The 17,861-nt window shown below is 59.1% G+C and carries 19 protein-coding genes; 12 read left to right on the forward strand and 7 right to left on the reverse strand.

Annotated features, from left to right (window positions below):
- Positions 1 to 168 precede the first annotated feature (168 nt).
- A complete protein-coding gene (locus IEQ11_RS02635) occupies positions 169 to 1,980 on the reverse strand; it encodes a DEAD/DEAH box helicase (RefSeq protein WP_191821322.1) in 1,812 nt (603 codons plus the stop codon).
- Positions 1,981 to 2,452: 472 nt separating this feature from the next.
- Here IEQ11_RS02635 and IEQ11_RS02640 point away from each other — a divergent pair, with 472 nt between their 5' ends.
- The 4 genes from IEQ11_RS02640 (at position 2,453) to IEQ11_RS02655 (ending at position 4,281) form a co-directional block, all read left to right on the forward strand.
- Entirely contained in the window at positions 2,453 to 3,019 is a 567-nt protein-coding gene (locus IEQ11_RS02640; protein WP_191821321.1) for a hypothetical protein, read from the forward strand.
- Between the two features lie 155 nt (positions 3,020 to 3,174).
- Entirely contained in the window at positions 3,175 to 3,435 is a 261-nt protein-coding gene (locus IEQ11_RS02645; protein WP_191821320.1) for a helix-turn-helix domain-containing protein, read from the forward strand.
- Positions 3,436 to 3,555: 120 nt separating this feature from the next.
- Positions 3,556 to 4,044, forward strand: a complete 489-nt coding sequence (locus tag IEQ11_RS02650) for a hypothetical protein (RefSeq protein WP_191821319.1) — start codon at positions 3,556 to 3,558, stop codon at positions 4,042 to 4,044.
- Positions 4,045 to 4,095: 51 nt separating this feature from the next.
- Positions 4,096 to 4,281, forward strand: a complete 186-nt coding sequence (locus tag IEQ11_RS02655) for a hypothetical protein (protein WP_191821318.1) — start codon at positions 4,096 to 4,098, stop codon at positions 4,279 to 4,281.
- A 348-nt stretch (positions 4,282 to 4,629) separates the two neighbouring features.
- Here IEQ11_RS02655 and IEQ11_RS02660 read toward each other — a convergent pair whose 3' ends face one another.
- Positions 4,630 to 5,571 carry an HNH endonuclease gene (locus tag IEQ11_RS02660; protein ID WP_191821317.1) on the reverse strand — a complete coding sequence of 314 codons (942 nt, stop codon included), beginning with the start codon at positions 5,569 to 5,571 and terminating at the stop codon, positions 4,630 to 4,632.
- Between the two features lie 46 nt (positions 5,572 to 5,617).
- Positions 5,618 to 5,977 (reverse strand): helix-turn-helix domain-containing protein, encoded by a 360-nt coding sequence (locus IEQ11_RS02665; RefSeq protein ID WP_191821316.1) that lies wholly within the window; start codon positions 5,975 to 5,977, stop codon positions 5,618 to 5,620.
- A 139-nt stretch (positions 5,978 to 6,116) separates the two neighbouring features.
- On the opposite strand from IEQ11_RS02665, the gene IEQ11_RS02670 reads away from it, so the two are divergent.
- The 3 genes from IEQ11_RS02670 to IEQ11_RS02680 all read left to right on the forward strand — a co-directional run bounded on the left by IEQ11_RS02670 (position 6,117) and on the right by IEQ11_RS02680 (position 8,134).
- The gene (locus IEQ11_RS02670; protein ID WP_191821315.1) at positions 6,117 to 6,371 is read left to right on the forward strand and encodes an XRE family transcriptional regulator; all 255 of its coding nucleotides are present in this window, start codon (positions 6,117 to 6,119) and stop codon (positions 6,369 to 6,371) included.
- Positions 6,372 to 6,412: 41 nt separating this feature from the next.
- The gene (locus IEQ11_RS02675) at positions 6,413 to 6,880 is read left to right on the forward strand and encodes a hypothetical protein (protein ID WP_191821314.1); all 468 of its coding nucleotides are present in this window, start codon (positions 6,413 to 6,415) and stop codon (positions 6,878 to 6,880) included.
- A 699-nt stretch (positions 6,881 to 7,579) separates the two neighbouring features.
- Positions 7,580 to 8,134, forward strand: coding sequence for a hypothetical protein (locus tag IEQ11_RS02680; RefSeq protein WP_191821313.1), 555 nt, complete (start codon positions 7,580 to 7,582; stop codon positions 8,132 to 8,134).
- A gap of 137 nt (positions 8,135 to 8,271) precedes the next feature.
- Here IEQ11_RS02680 and IEQ11_RS02685 read toward each other — a convergent pair whose 3' ends face one another.
- Complete coding sequence (locus IEQ11_RS02685; protein WP_191821312.1) at positions 8,272 to 8,601, reverse strand: hypothetical protein; 330 nt, start codon at positions 8,599 to 8,601, stop codon at positions 8,272 to 8,274.
- Between the two features lie 133 nt (positions 8,602 to 8,734).
- Here IEQ11_RS02685 and IEQ11_RS02690 point away from each other — a divergent pair, with 133 nt between their 5' ends.
- The 5 genes from IEQ11_RS02690 to IEQ11_RS02710 all read left to right on the forward strand — a co-directional run bounded on the left by IEQ11_RS02690 (position 8,735) and on the right by IEQ11_RS02710 (position 13,932).
- Complete coding sequence (locus IEQ11_RS02690) at positions 8,735 to 9,589, forward strand: hypothetical protein (RefSeq protein ID WP_191821311.1); 855 nt, start codon at positions 8,735 to 8,737, stop codon at positions 9,587 to 9,589.
- A gap of 3 nt (positions 9,590 to 9,592) precedes the next feature.
- Positions 9,593 to 11,401 (forward strand): XVIPCD domain-containing protein, encoded by a 1,809-nt coding sequence (locus tag IEQ11_RS02695; RefSeq protein WP_191821310.1) that lies wholly within the window; start codon positions 9,593 to 9,595, stop codon positions 11,399 to 11,401.
- Positions 11,402 to 11,648: 247 nt separating this feature from the next.
- Positions 11,649 to 12,341: a phytanoyl-CoA dioxygenase family protein gene (locus IEQ11_RS02700; RefSeq protein WP_191821309.1), complete on the forward strand. Its 693-nt coding sequence runs from the start codon at positions 11,649 to 11,651 to the stop codon at positions 12,339 to 12,341.
- Between the two features lie 169 nt (positions 12,342 to 12,510).
- Positions 12,511 to 13,005: a VOC family protein gene (locus IEQ11_RS02705; protein WP_036102525.1), complete on the forward strand. Its 495-nt coding sequence runs from the start codon at positions 12,511 to 12,513 to the stop codon at positions 13,003 to 13,005.
- Positions 13,006 to 13,257: 252 nt separating this feature from the next.
- Positions 13,258 to 13,932, forward strand: coding sequence for an SRPBCC family protein (locus IEQ11_RS02710; RefSeq protein ID WP_191821308.1), 675 nt, complete (start codon positions 13,258 to 13,260; stop codon positions 13,930 to 13,932).
- 57 nt (positions 13,933 to 13,989) lie between these two features.
- Here IEQ11_RS02710 and IEQ11_RS02715 read toward each other — a convergent pair whose 3' ends face one another.
- From IEQ11_RS02715 to IEQ11_RS02725, 3 genes are all read right to left on the reverse strand, one after another.
- The gene (locus IEQ11_RS02715; RefSeq protein ID WP_191821307.1) at positions 13,990 to 15,516 is read right to left on the reverse strand and encodes an FAD-dependent monooxygenase; all 1,527 of its coding nucleotides are present in this window, start codon (positions 15,514 to 15,516) and stop codon (positions 13,990 to 13,992) included.
- A 290-nt stretch (positions 15,517 to 15,806) separates the two neighbouring features.
- Entirely contained in the window at positions 15,807 to 16,019 is a 213-nt protein-coding gene (locus tag IEQ11_RS02720) for a hypothetical protein (protein WP_191821306.1), read from the reverse strand.
- A 4-nt stretch (positions 16,020 to 16,023) separates the two neighbouring features.
- The gene (locus tag IEQ11_RS02725) at positions 16,024 to 17,700 is read right to left on the reverse strand and encodes a lectin (RefSeq protein ID WP_191821305.1); all 1,677 of its coding nucleotides are present in this window, start codon (positions 17,698 to 17,700) and stop codon (positions 16,024 to 16,026) included.
- Positions 17,701 to 17,861: the final 161 nt, after the last annotated feature.

The following is a 17,861-nucleotide window of genomic DNA, read 5'->3' on the forward strand; positions in this document are numbered from 1 at the left end:
ATGTCGCTCGATATAATTTTATCGGCGCACTCCTTGCAGTAATGATCCCATCCTCTCCCGTTTCTAACCTTTAGCCTAATGTCCCCTTTGGCTATGCGATGATTAGAATTGGCTTGGCAGTTATGAGATTTAAGTGCGGTATCAACCAAGGCCTGTTCGATAAGAGATTTAGTTCTGCCCATTGAACACCTCCAAAATCGCGGCTTCTACAATCTCTGCGAAGCGATCGTCGATGGCGTCTAGTTCATCGCGAGAATAGTCGTGTCGTTCAACGTCTTTTCTAAGTAGAGCGGCCTTGATCTGTCGATCAATGGCGCTCTTTAATACAACGAAGTTTGATTTTCCCAGCCTTTTTCTATCAAGTTGATGACCTTCGTGAGGGATTTTTCTCTGGTGAAGAATGCGGGCGGCCTCCGTTTTTACTCGCGTATCTAAAGCTCCTCGTTTGGCTTGGCGTTGCTTGGCTTTTGTGGTGGGAACGGGCTCTAGTGCGCTAGCTGCAGCACTTATGTCGTCGGCAGAATATCCGCGTTCCTGAAGTAGCTTGAGTGCGGCTACAGCTGCTTCGTCATTAAGTAGGGGAATCTCTTCGAGAAGAACGTCCGATTGTGATTTGACTTCAACTCCATGCATATCGTGAGGCTGTGGTAGAAAAACTCTCTCTTCATGGGGGTCAATGGAGTCAAATTCCTCGAGAGGCAGGAGTTGCTCAAAGTAATCTTGATCTGCCTCGCTGTAACTTTGGAAGTCGGACCATTGCCTGGCAATATTTGCGCCAGCATGGAAAACCACGACCCCATTGTTGAGCGGGTGATTCGGTGAGTTTTGGACGATGACTCGCATTATTCGACCAACGAATTGGACGAAGGGGGATAAATTGCTAAATATGCTAAAAACAGCAGCAACACTTAAGTGAGGGTGGTCGAATCCTTCGCCTAGCTTCCTGACTTGAACAATCACGTCTAACTCATGGGATTCAAGTCGTTTCATCACCGCATCATTAGCCGCGCCATCTTCCTTTGAATGCACGTAGTCTGAACGGCACCCTCGCGCCCGATATGCCTCGACTATTTGACGGCAATGCTCGTAATTCAGAGCTGAGGCAATAATCTTGAGTCGCTGTTCGCCAGTGTTTTCTCTTAATCGCTGGAGCTCACGGATGGATGCATCGGCGATTGTCGCTAAGGTTTCTGCGGAGGTGACAATGCTGCGACGAAAATCCGCCTCAGTCTCTCCTAGGCGCTTGACCTCGGCTAGGCCCACTTCGATTTCTCTATTATCTTCTCTGCGTACGTACTTAAGCGTTCGTGGGTTGAGCTGAACTGCCTTAAGCCTTTTGACATATCCGGCTTGAATGGCGTCAAAAATAGGGTATGAGTAAAGAATTTTACCGGCCATTATCTGGCCATCGGCGCGTGCAGGCGTTGCGCTGAAATTGACGATCGTTGCCTCGTTGAATTTTTCTTTCAAGAATGCCCAGCTTTCTGCGACGCTGTGATGACCTTCATCAAAAAGTATGAGGTCAAAGAAGTCGTTAGGCAGCTCAGAAAGCCATTTGTTGCTAGCGCCGCCTTGCAGTTGTTGGATATTCGTTATGACTACATCTGCCTCTTCAAGGTCTGATCTATTGGTGGTGGTTCCCCGAATCTCCACTGGCTCAGGATAGGGCGGCTGTCGTAGTACCCCCGTCTTTCGATAGAAGAGCGTGGGACTGGTGGGGTCAAAGTCCTTTTGTAGTTGCTCTGCGATTCTCAATCCGGGTGCAATTACCAAGACTCGACGAGCGCCATATGCGAATGGTGAAATGGCTATCGCCCCGGATTTTCCGCATCCAACCGGTAGAACTATTCCCACTTCGCGTTTATCAAGTTCATCCGAGGCGGCATGCGCCGCTAATGCTTCGAAAGCACCTTTCTGCGGAGTTCGAATGTTGGGGTTGTGAATGATGTCAGCGGCTGTGCTGCTAAAAAAACTCGGCATTTAATATCCCCCTGAAGATAATTATATAACCCAGTAATTTCTGGTATTCGCCATGGTGCTGAAGATTGCATCGAAAGTTGTGGCCGGTTCTTGGCGCGTTTTTCGTTTCGCTTTGACTCCCTGGTTCTATGCAATTATTGATTAGCATGATTGTGTAAGAGTCATGCCGCAAGTAGCTTTATCTTGCCAATGCAGTACATATCTTGGGGGGGCTGATATGGATACCGCTCGTTGCACTCTTAACGGACGTACTTACACTGCTATTGAGTTCTCTCAATTGCCTGCTCACGAGATCGCCGCATTGAGGCATGATTTGATATGCGGGGAGTGCGAAGGGCCTGGCTACTATCGAAAACCGTCCAGAAGTGGTCACGGTGCCTGCTTCGGCGCTCGACCGCATGCCGACCATTGTCAGTCTGCCGTCCGCACTGAAGACCCCTGGGGGGAGTGTGGTGATGAGGTGGTCATGCGGATGGAAGCAGACCAGACTCGGATCATCCTAAATCTTGGGCGCGCGAACGGCCGCGGCGATGGAGCCGGGCGAATAGATGAGCCAGGTCAACGAGGTGGCGGCCGCAGATTCGTTGGAGGCGATGCGCCGGGGCGGACGCAGATTCAGCGGAATCCTGAAAAACTCTTAAAAATGCTAGTGAGCACTCCGAGCTTCAATGCCAGTGAAATCATTATCGCAACCGGGCATGGGGACTATCCAGCAAGAAGCTATTTTGTTCCGATTGTTGCTGCCGATCGAGCTTTGCATACTGATATGGAGCGAGGTTTTTGGGGCGTCTTGGATCGAACAAATGTTTGGAATGGATTGAGGATTTTTAACCGAGGTGGACATGGGTCCCTTGGCTTTGAGTTCCATGATGCGTTAATTCAAGAAGTAATGCAGAGGTATTCCCTGGCGACAATAGAAGAAATTGTCGGTAAACACGTCCTTTTCATAGGGAAGCCAAGAATAACTACCGGGGACAGTTTTATGATGTCGATAATAAATTCGAATCATGTTGCGTTGGCAGATCCATTGCGCCCGTGATGAGTCGATTGTATTATTTTGGAGCTGTATCGTGAATTACGTTTATCGTAATTGACGGAATGAAGCGTTGTCGTAATCCTTCCGCTGCCATGAGCTTCTTTGATCAGAAGAAGGTAATGGGTTGAGTTTGTCGATCAATGCAGAAGGAGCTGGGCATGACCATAGGTCTACCGCAAGAAACCGCGGCCGTGCGGATCAACCGCTACGAGAAGGCGGTCCATGACGCCGATCTGGCGACCGCGCGCCGCATCGCCGAGGCCTTGGGCGTCCCGCTCGCCTTCCTCTACGCCGAAACCGACACCATGGCCGAGGCCATCCTGACCTTGGGCCTGTTGTCCAAACCCGAGCAGCGCAAGGCCGTGGCCGACCTCAAGGCCCGCCTGACCCAGTCGGTCGCCGCGCGTGACAAGCCCTAACGAGGCGTCGCCGACTAGAATCGGGCGCAGTCGTGTCAGTACGATTCGTTCAGTGGCTGACGCAGCACAAGGTGTCGATAGACGCCTCTCGCGTGGGCGAGTTGGACCAAGGAGCTTCGAGTGACGACAACCCCTTTTCTGCAAAACATTGCGCGTAACTACGACCTGATAGCGGTCGAGGTGCTGGAAGTCTTGCCGGAGCAGCGACTTCGCATCCGGATCGAACGAATCTATGCCAATCGTCATTGTGGCGCGCTGCTGCAACTACAAAAGGACATGGAGATCGTTCACATACCACCTGTTTTCGGCGTACATGTGCTGCATGCCGGCGAGCGCGGTCTGATGTTCGTATCGCCAATCAATGGAATCCTCTATGAAGAGCCGGCACGCGGGCATTTCGTGATTGATCAGATTGATGGAATGTCTTATGCCGGATTCAAAACACATTCGGATCTCCATGAGCTGCCAGAAGCGCTTTCTGCGGCAAGTCGCCGGGATCATCCAAGAGGCCCGGCGTTCGCAGCGATAGAGTTAAAGGCCCTGGAGGACTATCTAGTGGGTCTTTACGCACAGACATCGCCACGGGAAAAACTCTCGAAGGAGCGGTGACGGGTAAGCAATCAGATCCGATTTCTTAAGCACTGGAGCCGACAGAGTGGCTTGGCGACCGCGCGCCGCATCGCCGAGGCCTTGGGCGTCCCGCTCGCCTTCCTCTACGCCGAAACCGACACCAAGGGTGCGGCATTTCTAACCTGGGGCGAGTTGTCCAAACCCGAGCAGCACAAGGCCGTGGCCGACCTCAAGGCCCGCCTGACGCAGTCAGTAGGCAACGGCGCAAAACCGTAGGCCACTGATCTCCGGTATTGAATAGACGGGCAGTCCGGCGAGCCGGGTGTCAAACTCAACGCAACAAAGTCGAGATGCGCATTGGTGAGGCGATATGACGAATGCCGATACTCTCAAACGGGACATCCGTAAGCGCCTGTTCTTATCGGTCGCTCGCCGAGGCGACGGCACCACTCGCCATGGATTTCGCTGGTGCACGCCGTGCCGAGGCACCGGTGACGTGTGCAATGAGTACTCCAAAGGCTCAGAGCATTGGGCGGTTTTCGAGTTGTGCGCTCAGTGCGGCGGAGAGGGGGTCGTCGATGCGCCGCAAGACTAACCGCGACTCTGGCGACTGATCACACAGACTTAAGGCACTGATCCAAGCAGGTCACCTACTAGATCTTCGATCGGGTCTGCACTTTTCTTGTACCGCCGCTCAAATACCTGTGCACGGTGATAGTCCAGATACGATGTCTGCTTGTCGTTAAACAAACCGCAATTGCGTCCAGGGCGCAGATTCAGCCCCAGTCGTTTGATGACATCACTGGGCAGGTCGCTAGTCACAACCAAGCGGCCTTTGTCTTCAAAGGTAATCCAGCCGCGATCGAATAGCAGATCGGCCTGCGGAGTCAGCAGCATGCCGTTATGACCGTCGGTACGCTCGTTACCGCTAATGCAGTCGGCCCATGGCTTGATGTGGCTAGCGCGAAGAAAGCGTAGATCTTGAATGCCCGTCAACCGGCACTGCTTTTCTACGCTAAGCAGGCGCCGGCGGAACAAGGACTGCTTACTGCGAACTTCTTGTAACCGTTTGGAGACCGTGCTGTCGAGCGTCTGGTAGGGCGCTTGGGTTTCTGCGACCTTGGTTCCCTGAAAGAATGCGCCTTCGCTGACAGGAACAAGTCGAAAGACAATCGCGGTTCGCAGAGCGCCTTTTGTGTCTTGCGAGTTCGGCTTCAAGTAAGAGGACAGTTTTACAAACTCACCATCGTAGCGGCACGGCTTGCCATGTCCCATCATCTGAAAAAGCAGCAGCCTCTTGCCGTCTGCTACATGATTTTCGACAGCTCGATTGCCGCCGGTATACTGCATGTCGCCGTTTTGGCCTTCGCCAAAGTAGTGGAAAACGTTATCGTCATCCCAGCCATCGTCATAGCTATGCGACTTACCCGCTTCGCCGGTAAAGATAATGACGAAGGGTTGGTCCTTGGGCGTAGAGATCCCGCCTTGCCGCTGGCCGCCCAGCAGGCCATGAATGTCTCTGCCGCGGTGATAAAGCGCGCCTACTTCAAAAGGGAGTTCGATCACTGATGGCTCGCCATGACTGCGTCCGATGCGGGGGGGGGCTATGTCACTAGTCTTCTAGAAGGCCAAGGAGCATTTTTTGCTTCTTGGCGGACAGCCGCCGATAGCGAGCGAGCAAGGCCTGCTCGTCCTGGGTGTCAGCGGCGCGAGGCGATGGCTCGTTACCCTTGCGGGGCTTATCGATCTTGGTCGAACCCGACTTATTACCCGTAACCAGCCAGTCCAGCGTGACGTTGTCCTGGGCGAACACCTGCAAGAACAGCTCAAGGTGACCCAAATTTGGCTCAGCCCGACTGGTCTCCCACTTTGAGACCGTAGCGCCCGTGACCTCGAGTTCGAAGCCCAGCTTCTCCTGAGACCAGCCGCGCGCCTCGCGCAGACCACGCAATCTTGAGCCGAAAGTGTCCATGGCCGGAGTCTGACCAAATTGGCAAGGAGTTTCCTTTCCAAAACGGTTGACAAGAATATATCCGTATTGGAAAGTATGGATGTGTCCGATCTGGACATGTCAGCCGGTCTTCGTCGCCGGTCCGCTGAGGAGTGGAAGCATGGATGCCGTCACAAACACCTGTCTCCCCAATGCTAGATTCGTGCGCTACTTAAAGCCGGGCGATAAGCCTGAATTAGCGACGGTGCAGCGCATTGCAGATGAACTGCAGGTGCCAATCGCATACCTGTTTACAGATTCTGATCTGCTCGCCCAAATGGTTCTGGCTTTTGGTTTGCTATCGGAAGGGCAGCAGCGCAAGGCACTGGCACAGATTAAGCAACAAATATTCCTGGCGCGGAGTTCGCACAGCTAAGATCATGGACAGGGCCGTGATACGGATATCTAGGAAAAGAGATGACTTCGAAGAGCGCTGCAATCGTAGGTTTCATCGCGAATTTGATGCCGTTGTATGAAGGCGAGCACGTTGATGATCATTGGTGCGCCCGTTCATTGACAGATGGGACTTTAATTCTACCGTTTGATGAAGCGGCTGCCGGTATCGATGCTGCTGAAGAGCAAGGCTGGGTGCGGGTGCGTTGGCAGGGAGATCCCAATCGCGAGATAGAAACCTATGGCTCCAATATCGCGACACTGGCCGTAGTGCGTTACGTAGAGCTGCATCAGGTTGGGCAGCCCGCAAAGAGAGTCATCTCAGAAGTTGAGGGGCTTGCGCAACACTTCACGTTCAAAACAGGTTGTTCTTTGTATCTCCCATACGACAAAGACATATCGCCAGATCTTGTTTCAGCGGTTAAGACCGCCGTAAACCGTATAGGTGAGAAGGCACTAATTGGTTTGCTTCTGAAAGCGATGAGTGGGTGATAGGTCGTGAGGAGCAGCGGGGAGTGGGGCTAAGCACATGGTCATCGCTCGTTCGTAAGCCTGGCGCTGGCGTGCGCCGCGCCAGCATTACGTCGGACCGCTCGGGTGTTTCCTCAGTTCGAAGCGCCCCGCCGGAGGCCCGTCCGGGCCTGCGTGTGGTCCCGAGCCTCATTGCGGAAAGCCAACGAGGCCTTCGCGAATCCCGTCGAGGGATTACGGAGAGTGAATTCGGGACTCGCGAGAGCGAAATCCGTACTCCCGAAGGCCCGCGCCTTACTCGCGAAAGCGAAATTCGCTCTCCGGAAAGCCAATTTCACTCTCGCGAGAGCGAAATCCGTACTCCGGAAGACCTCCGTCGCACTCGCGAGTCCGAAATTCATTCTCCGTAGTCCCGCCGCGGGCTTCGCGAAGCTGAAAAAGCTTTAACGGAATGACTCGCCGGCATTCCTCTAAGGCTTTTTCGCCTTCCGGAATGTATTTTTTACTCATCGATGTACGTTGTTGGCACACCAAGCCTGCGCCGCGGCCCTGCACCATCGCGCCGGATAGATTCGCGACTGCCCAGTGCCTGCCGATACGGGCAATTAAGCGTCAGGGCACCGCCATGCTGGCCCGGCCCAAAGGCACGATATCGCGCCTCAAGCAACCGCATTACTCTCCAATCGCAGCTCGCACTGCGCACGAACGGAGAGCGTAACTATGAGTACCGCGATGAGCGCGCAGGGACTTTGTTTCAAAGCGGCGTTGCTGCTCGCCTTGTTGGCGCAAAGCGCTTGCGTCACCTCCACGCGCCCAGTGCCTGTACCCGATGCGACGGCGGAAACAACGCTCGCGGTCGAGGATTTCCTGCGCTGGCCCTTGCAAGGCCCGGACGGCTACGACACAGCGGTCGCCGCCTTGCTCGGCGCGTATCGCCCCCAGGCGTTCAGCACGGCGCCACCCAGCCTCTACGCGCGAAATCCGGTGCGCCTGGGCGACGGTTTCAGCCTCGCAGGCGCGCAGGTGGACAACCAATACTGGTATCGGGCCGTTGCCTCGGTCTTCATCGCCGACCAGCCCTGCTTCCCGATGGATCGAGCCGCGAAAATCGCAGGTGTTCAGTGGAGTCCGCCGGCGCCGGCTACTGGTGTGGGACGAAGCTTTTCTGTGGAGCAAAACGGCATGAAGTTGACGCTGACCGAATCGCAGGACAACCCGCAATGCCTCGCCGATATCAGTTTCCTTCATCTCGCGACCACGCGGCGAACCAGGTAATGCTGATCAAAAGCGCAAGGCCGTGGCCGATCCCAAGGCACGCATAGGTCGTTCGGTCGCGATGGGAAGGGCTGCGACTACGTTCGCTGTCACCAGCTGAGCGGAAGAGGATGCCGCCAGCGATAGCGTCAGCCGTATCAGCGGGGCGTTTCCGCGATCTCAAGCGATGTCACGCAATCGCGCTTGGAGCCATCGGCGGAAAAACCGACGGACATTCCCTCGCCGGTTGCCGTGTAGATGCCCGTGCGTTGGTAGTAATCCATCCGCGATGGGTCGGGTCGCGCGATCGCAATGGCTTGCTTGACCGGGAAGCACGGCTCGCTGCTCAACTCCACCAGCATGTGGCGCTCGTCATCCAGGCGTAGATAGCGACGGACCACATAACCGTCGCGCAGCGTCGCCGGATTCTGCGTGGCGATTCGATCTATCCCACTCGCGTCATCGGTGGCACCGAAGTGGCCGTGCAACGCTCGGTCCAGACGATCGAACCCGGCGGGGCCCTCACGAAGAGGGAGTGTCAGGAGGCTCTCGGCATGAAGATCGGATAGCGTTTCGCGCCGTATCGCTCTGGTATCCGAGCAAGCCGATACGAAGCAGGCGATGACGAGCGTCGACGAAATCCTAGTGTATGAATGCCTGACAAAGCCACATGTTTTCAACATCAATCCTCGGCTTTTTTCTGATCCGGCGCATAAGGTCTACGGCGGTCGTTGTTTATCACATGATGGCTCGCTTATGCTCAGCGCATCCTCTCTGCGTGCGGTGCAAGCAATGCGCAACTTCCAGTTCCGCTGTGTCGCCGCAGCTATTCGGCCCTACGCAATCGCGCCCGCATTGATTGTGCTCAATGTCCTCGCGGTCAGCGCTTGCGCCCATGGCCCGACACCACCGCACACCACCGTTACCGCCCAGGAGCCTCATGGCATGACGTCGAACGAGCACTATCGGATCAGCGACGCCTCGGAGTACCCCACATTGCCGCCCGAAGAGGTTGGGTTGAGGGTGTTGAAGCTATTGGGGGAACTGCCTTCCCTGAAGAGGGTGACGGCGCAGCAGGTAATCGAAAAAACCGGGCTTCCCCTTAGGCTGGCTCCAGCAGCCGGCGTTTATGGGTTTACGGTTCGCATGCCTGATTCGGGATGGCTCTACATGGTGACGTTCGAGCCGGCCGGCGACCACTTCAAAGAGAGGCTGTCCTACGAGGTACGCAATCCCGCTAACCGCAGCGGCGCGGACATGACCCCCGTATGCAAGCTCGACTTCGATGCCTATGCCGACGCACTGAAACGGGCCGGTTATAGTGTCGGCGAGAATCGCAATGAAATCGGAATGCTGGAGGAATACGTCTTCCATCGCGAGAATTGGACGATTCGTATAGGAACCAGAATACGATCCGTGAAAGATATCGATTCGCTCGCATGTGTTGAGCGTCTGACCGCTTATCCGACGGATTGATCCATGGCTAGACCGAATAAGCAACTATCCGATGCCGTGGATCGGCTATCGGATGATCCGCACGCCGCCCGCGACCATATCTCTCAGTTGCGCAATGCGCTCGCGTCGGACAGCGAATTGCTGGATCGCATGAACGACGAGGCCAAAAAGGGGCATATCAAGGCATTCGTCATCGGGGAGAAAGGGCCGGCGGGGTACTACGACATCCATTCGGGTGCTGTGACATTGCCCGCCGTTAGCTTTCGTCCAGCGGGCGCCTCTGCTTCGGAAGATCTGGTCGCTGCTTTGAAACTACAGGACATGTCGGTAAGGTTCGGCAATAGCGTCTATGCAGATACATCGGGCCATAAAATCCCTGTGTCGCAAGAAATGCTCGGGAACTTGCAGCGCGCGATAAACGACTCCCCGGTGTTGGCAGCGCAAATGAAAGCGGCGGTAAGCGCCGTGCCGGATCCGCACTTGATCAAATTCGAAATTCTGGATGCCGGGTTTGGCGCGGGTGCGACTTATGACGGAGACAGCAAATCGATCAGCATTCCGGCTGCACGTTTGCAAAATACGTCCGCCAGCAATAGTGAGGGGTTCGACCCGTTTTCCATGGTCTACACGCTTGCGCATGAAACCCGGCATGGGTTCAACCACGCGGCAAAGCGACAAGCCTATGATGTATTCGATCGCGAGGTCCGCGAGATCGCGCGCGACAGGAACCCTATCAATGACTACACCGTCCCGATCGGAAGACTGATCGGCGCGGGTCGGCAGGACGAGGCCAAGGCCGAGATTGCCGGATGGAACGCCGTGGTCAGCATGGTGAAGCAAGTCAATCCAGAGGCAGAACTGGATGCCATGGGACGGGTAAATAACATACGAGGCCATTTATTCGTCGCCAAGAACGACGCCACACTCAAGTTTGAGGGGCGCCCAGGGCTGGCATTCGGACCTGAACTCAGCCTCGAGCCGACCGAGGCCAACATCGAAACTCTTGGCAAGAACTATTTCGACCGATTTCCGGCAGGAACACCGGGCAAGACGGCTCGCGAAGTATCCACGCTCGGTCCCCACAGAGAGGCCGACTACGCCAACTACTACGGCCGCAATGCGATCGAGCGACTCATAACGATCGACAGGAAGCATGCGCGCGCAATCGACGGAGTCGAGCCGCAGATGCATATCGATATGGCGGCTTTGCGGCTCAACGAGCGCTTGATCGAGCGACTGGGGTTGGAGATAGACCCGCATCCGGAGCAGCGGCAGGCCTACTACGACACCAGCCGGTCGCCACCTGCACTCCAGCACTTCGATCACACCAAGACGGGGCGCAGTTTGAACCAGCATGTGCCCATCGATGCGGCTGTTCTGGCGGACGATCCTGTCGCTGTAGGCCGCGAGCGTTTGACGCCGAGGGAGCAAGGGCATCCAGATCACGGCTTGTATTCCCAGATTGCGACCCAGGTCCGACAACAGGATCAACAGCACGGCCGCCAGTGGGACGAAACCAGCGAGCGCATGACCGCTAGCTTGTTGGTCCTGGCGAAGGAAAATGGTTTGTCGCAAGTGGATCACGTGGTTTTCAGCACCAATAAGGAACGCGTCGTCGCGGGCGAGAACGTCTTCGTCGTACAAGGTCGGCTCGACGACCCGGCGCATCTGCGGGCGCATATGAAAACGGACGAGGCTGTTCGTACGCCGGAGGCGGTTTCGTTGGAAAAAGTAGAGGCGATTAACGAGCGTATGGCCCGACAGACGGCGCAGGCTCAGGCGCTGGGGCAGATGCCGGAGGAAGCGCCCAAGGGGCCGGGCATGGGGCGATGACGGTACTGCGCTATCAGGAGGGCCAAGAGGTTCGGCTGGGCGACAGTGTTCGCTGGGAAAGCGATGCGCATAGCATGGTCGTGGTCATGATCGCCGAGCAGACGGTGCTGCCTGGCTAGATCGCAGCGGATTGGGCGTATCTGCTACACGGCTGCATGATCGAGGTCGCTGCGTTTGGACTATTCCATTACGATGCCGAAGGATTCGCGCAGGACGAAAATCGCTTATTGCTCGCTCGGACGACCTGATGAAACCGGATCAAGCCGAATTTTTCGCCGCGCAAGGTTACTTGCGGTTGGATGCCTTCCATCCGAAGAGCCGGATGGCGGCGATCAGGCGGAGCGTGCTTGATGAGATGAAGCGGTTGTCGGCTAGGACCGGCCTGACGAAGTCGTTGCGGCAACTTCCGTTCTTTCAGCAGATCGGCAAGCTCTCCGCGCTCGTGGATGTCCCGGGGCTGCACGATGCGCTGGCGACGCCGGAGCTCATCGAATTCATATCCCGATTGGGCGGTCAGGCATTGACGCCCAGCCAAGGCACTCAGCTGTTGCTGTCGCCGCCGAACCAAGGCGATTGGACCTTGAACGGCCTGAACTGGCACGTGGACGTAACGGCCGATCCGCCGCATCGGCTTGCCGGCATTCAAGCGTTCTTCTTGATCGACGATGTGTCGCCCCACGGCGGCGCGACGCTCGCGCTGGCGGGGTCGCATCGGCTCGATCCATCTGGACCCGGTTCCGCCTCCGCGCTGCGCAAGTTGTTGAGGACTTCGGCCGATCTGGCGCGCGATCTTCACGGATCGGGCGTTTCCATCATCGAAATGTCAGGTCGGGCGGGTGACATTTGTCTGATGGACATGCGGCTTTTGCACACGCCGTCGATCAACGCGAGCAAGCATCTGCGAATGATGGCGACGTGCCGTTGTTTTCCGCGCGCTTGATGATACTTTTGCCCGGCGCTCGCCCGGGCCCCGTTTAATCATGTGATCGGGCATGCGCAGGCGCCATGAGACGATCGTGCATACGCTTCGTGGCAGGCAGGGCGTCGATGCGGTCCGGCGCGCTGCGCGACTTGAATGCACGTATCCACCTGAAACCAGGAGAACGGTCATGGTCAGCAAGAACGCGATCAGCAAGAACACGGTTTGTCTGTGGTACGACGGCGCCGCCCTGGAGGCCGCGACGTTCTACGCGCAGACGTTTCCGGACAGCGCGGTGGGCGCGGTGCATCGCGCGCCCGGCGATTATCCCGACGGCAAGCAGGGCGATGTGCTGACGGTCGAGTTCACGGTGATGGGAATTCCGTGCATCGGCTTGAACGGCGGGCCCATGTTCAAGCACACCGAGGCGTTCTCGTTTCAGGTCGCGACCGACGATCAGGCCGAAACCGATCGCTTGTGGAATGCGATCGTCGGCAACGGCGGCAAGGAAAGCGAGTGCGGCTGGTGCAAGGACAAGTGGGGGCTGTCGTGGCAGATCACCCCACGTGTGCTGACGCAGGCGTTCACAAATCCGGATAAGCAGGTGGCCAAGCGCGCGTTCGACGCCATGATGAAGATGCAGAAGATCGATATCGCGACGATCGAGGCCGCGGTGCGCGGCTGATCCGGTACGCGCGACGGTGGTGCGCGAGGCCGCGATTGAACCGCGGTTTCGCGCCGGAGCCGGCGGCAATTTCGGATTCGCCGAACCATGGGATGCGGCCTGGGCTGCGTCCCGGTGGTGTGCGACGCGCTCGTCGTACCTGCGGCGTAACCCCGATTCCCGCGCCTTGACTGGTTGGACGCGCGGCTGTCTTGACCCTGTCATGCCCGTGGCATCGAATCCGCGGAACGGCTCAAGCGCCGGGAGACGAGCATGGCTCCGTTCCGCATTCCAGTCTCATGCCGGGTTTCGGCCGTTTCGCCCGTGTTTGTCCGGTATTTGACCTGGCTTGTGTTCTTGCTGGCGGCGTGCCCGGTGTTCGCGAGTGAACAGGCTACGCAGTGGCGGGTGGTCAGCGACAAGGATGGCATCCGGCTGGAGGCGAGGCGGATTCCCGGCGAGCGCTTCGATGAGCTTCGTGTCACCACGTCGCTGAAGGCTTCGCCGAAGACGATCGCCGACTATCTGCTCGGAAAGTATCTCGACGAGAAGAACAAGAACATCAGCCGGACCTTTATCCAGCGCGGACCGGACATGGCGCTGTGGTCCGATGTGCTCAGCACCTCGGTCGCCAGCGATCGTTGCTATTCCATGCGCTTCGAGCGGCACGCGCTGGCCAACGGCGCGATGCGGGTGACGTTCGTGTCGCTCGACTATGCCGGCCGCAAGCCGATGCCGGACTGCATCGCCTTGCGCGCGCGCGGCGAGTGGATCATGACGCCGACCGGCGCCGGCACGCGCTTGACCTACGCCTCGCTGACCGACATCGGCGGCAGCGGGCCGGCGTTCCTGGTGCATCGTTCGCTTGCTTCCGCCGCCGTCTCCAGCGTGCGCAAGGTGGTCGCGGGCTCATCGGGATTGGCGCTGCCTCGGGGCATCGGCGACTGAGCGCAGGCGATCCGATCCGCATTCGGATCGAAAACCGTCGCGAATCGGAACCGAACGTCAGCGTGCGGGTTCGCCGAACCATCGGGCCGCGGCCTGCGCGGCCTGCTCATGATCGGCCGCGCGCTCGCCCGCCCAGGCGACGAAGCCATCCGGGCGCACGAGTACGGCGCTCACACCGAGCCGGTCCTTGGCGTCGCTGGCGACATACGCGATGCGCTCGCTCCAGCGCTGTGCGAGCGCGTGCAACCGCGCATCGGCGTCGAAGTCCAGCAGCAGGCCCTTGCCGTTGCGCAGCAGTTCGCCGAGCCGGGTTCCATCGGTCAGCTCGAAGTCGGGAGCGCTGCGCCCCACCAGCGGATGGCTGTCGCCCAGATCGTAGCGAAGGCCGACGCCCCACACGCGTTCGGCGAAATAGGTGGCGCCGTCGCCCGTGTCGATGAGGTCACGGACGATGGCCTCAAGCGCGCGCGTACTCGGGCTGGGCCGCATCAGCGCGACTTGGGCGCGCGACCAGTCGAGAACCTGCGCGCCCACCGGATGGCGTTCGCTGAAATAGCTGTCGAGCAGGTCGGCCGGCGCGTCGCCGCGAATCGTCGCGGCGAGCTTCCATCCCAGGTTCATCGCATCGTCGAGACCGAGGTTGAGCCCCTGGCCGCCCAGGGGCGAATGGATGTGCGCGGCGTCGCCGGCGAGCAGCACCCGTCCGTTGCGATACGCCGTCGCCTGATAGGTGCGATCGGTCCAGGTCGTGGCGAGTTGCAGCGCGGTTACCTCGACGTCGATACCGGAGACCCGGCGCACTACCGCCTGCACGTGTTCCAGCGTGATCGGCTGGGTCCGGTGATACGCGCCGCCATCGAAATCGACCATCGCGATGATGCCGGGCGGCTGATAGGTGTACATGCCGGTCGCGGTGTAATGGCGGCCCGGGCGCAGTTTGTCCGCGTCGGCCAACGCCACTTGAACCGAATAGCCGGTGAATTCCGGATCGGTGCCGACGAACGCAATGCCGGCCAACTTGCGCACCGTGCTGCGCCCGCCGTCGCAACCGACCAGCCAGCGTGCGCGAAACGTCTCATCGCCGGCGCGAACGGTCACTTCGTCGTCCGACGCTTCGATGCCGTCGACGCCCAGGCCGCGCCGGATCTCGACGCCCATGGCTTCGGCGCGAGCGGCCAGGACGGTTTCGAGGTGCTCCATGGTGATCGCCATATTGGTGCCGGCTGGGCCCGGCAGGCGATACGGCCACTTGGAGGTGTCGATGTTGTCGAGGAAGAACTGGATGCCGGCGAAGTGGCCGCCCGGCCGCCGCGCCTGCTGCATCCAATGCGCGCCGCCGGAAGCGTTGCGCGCATCGTCTTTTGCCGACGGCGGCATCGCGATGTCGTCGAGCAAGCCGCGGCGATAACACGCTTCGATGGTCGGCGCCGACAGGCCGCGCATGCCGAACGGGAGTCGCTTCAACGGTGAGTGGGGGTCTTGAGCCTGTTCCAGCGCCAGGACCGACAGGCCGGCGAGGCGAAGCTCGCAGGCGAGGAACAAGCCGACGGGGCCGGCACCGGCGATCACGACGTCGTAGATCAAGGGGGAGTCCTCGCGCGGGTGGCGGGTGTGTTGCGGGGGGCGAATGCGGTGCCGCTTTGTTGACGATGCGGCGATTGGCTCGCCCGTTGCCTGGGTAGTTTAGTGGCGGTTTGGGCGTGGAAGGATGCCGAATCGGGTTTCTGGCGGGGGTGTGGGAAGGCGGGCGGTGTTGGGTTGCGCCGTGGTTTCGGTGGCTGTGGGTGAGGTGGTGGTTGGGGCGTTGCGATTTGGGGCTAAAAGCGAATCCCCCCTCCCCCCCTTTTCCAAAGGGGGGAACAGCAACGGCAGTTTCAAAAAGGAGAAATGGCAGCGGCAATGGCGATAGGGACAGCCACGATGACTGCGACAGCAGCAGCAGCAACAGCAACAACAACAGCAACAGCAACAACAGCAACAACAGCAATGGCAGAAACGAACGGAACATTGCCCCCTTTAAAAAAGGGGGCTGGCGCCTGCGTTGCTTGCTTCAGGTTGATACGGCTGCGCCGGGGGACTTGCTCCACCCGCTCAGGAAATCACCAAATCGAACACCTCCCACCCGCCCACCTGCGTCGCAGTAGGAATCAACGGCCCCTTTGCCTCGTTCGTCGCGGTCACATACCGATCGTTGGCCCGCGCCCGCAGCGCGATCGCACCGCCGGGCAGGATCTCGACCAGGAAGCGTTCGCGCGCGCCGACGCTGTCGCGGCTGGCGATCAATGCGTTCTGCCGCGTCGCATCCACCGTCACGAACTTGGCATTGGTGTGCGACAGCAGCGCGATGTCGCCGCCGCCCGCATCGACCATGTCGAAGCGCTCCCATGGCCCCAGCGCGTCGCGGTTCGCGATCAGGGGTTCGGCGCCGTTGCTTTCCGCGACCACGTAGCGGTTGTTCACGCGCGAACGCAGGCTCAGAACAGTGGCCAGGCCCACGCTGCTTCCGCTGACCGGCGCGGTCGGTCGTACGGGAGTGAGAGCGAGCGCGCCCTTGAGCATGCGGCCACCGTCGCCGGTCAGGCGCAGGTAGTAGTCCGATGCGCAGGGAGTGCCGTCTTCATCGAGCGCGGCGAAGTTGAAGTTGGCCGGAGCGTCGTTCAAGGTCTCGGCGGTTTTCGCGATCTGGTTGCCTTCGTTGTATTCGTCGAACATCGAGATGTAGAAACCGGCGACGCCGAGCCTGGCCAGGTTGTAGAACTGCCGCCACATGAAATTGCCGTGCGCGCGTTGGTGCTCGGCGAGATCGCCGGGAAGCACGCAGGGCTGGTAGTCGATGCCGCGCGCGTCGCAGTAGTCCTTGTCGGCGATGTTGGCCGACAGCCAGAACGCATCGGCGTCGGGGATTTTCCCGATCACGCCGATCATCCACGGCGAGATCATGTCGAACTGATCGAACACCGGCAAAAAATCCGGACGTACCGACTCGCCGGTGCGCCAGCGCGTGGGCACGCCGCCAATCACGTAGCAGCCCTGGCGCTTGAACCATGCCACCACCTCCGCGCATTCGGCCGCATGGAAGGGGCGGCTGTCATCGTCGAAGCCGAAGCCCCAGATGCACACCACCGGTTTTCCGTTCTGACGCGCGTACGCCGGCGATGCGGCCAGCGCCGACATCTTGTTGCTCCAGTCCTCCTTCATCTGCGTGCGCATCTGCGTCCAGCCGCTGACGTCGTACATGATGTAGAACTTGCGCTGGTAGCGTTCGGCGGCCTGACGCACCTTCGCGGCCATGGCGTCGCGGGTCGGGCCTTCGCCCGAGACGGGGTTGAAGCGTTGCAGCGCGGCGGTGTCGATGCCGTGCTGCTGCATCCAGCGGAAGTGGACGTCGACCGTGTCCTGGTCGTAACTCGAAAACAATGTGGCGGGTTGGCCATTGCGCAACGGCGCGAAATTGGTCGGATAGCCGCGCGCGTATTCGCGCATGTCGGGCCAGGACTTGATCGCGTTATAGGTGGGATCCGGTGGACGGCCCCAGTCCTTCGACCAATGCCACCAGCCGTTGATGGGCGCGCCGTCGCCGGGCGCGGCGTACCAGCCCTGATAACCGACGGACACTTTGCCGACGACATCGCCGGGACCGCTGGCCGCGGAGATGCGATGGACGCCGTGCGTCTGCGTCGCCGCGCGGGCGAGCGCCGATGCGTTGACGGCGCCGGTCGCGGCCGCGGCGGCGCTGCCGAGCAGGAAGGTGCGGCGTGTGATGCTCATCAATGTGGCTCCCGAAGCAGGTTGAGGGGTGGGCGCGGCCATGCCGGCGATGCCGCGCGGTGACGGCGTGCCTCGGTCCTTGATGGCTTCATCGTGGGAGTCGGGTGGCGCTTGCTTCAATGCATCCTTCGGATTAGTTCGCGCGCCGGCGTCTCGTTTCG

This window comes from Lysobacter capsici (assembly GCF_014779555.2).
Classification (GTDB): domain Bacteria; phylum Pseudomonadota; class Gammaproteobacteria; order Xanthomonadales; family Xanthomonadaceae; genus Lysobacter; species Lysobacter capsici.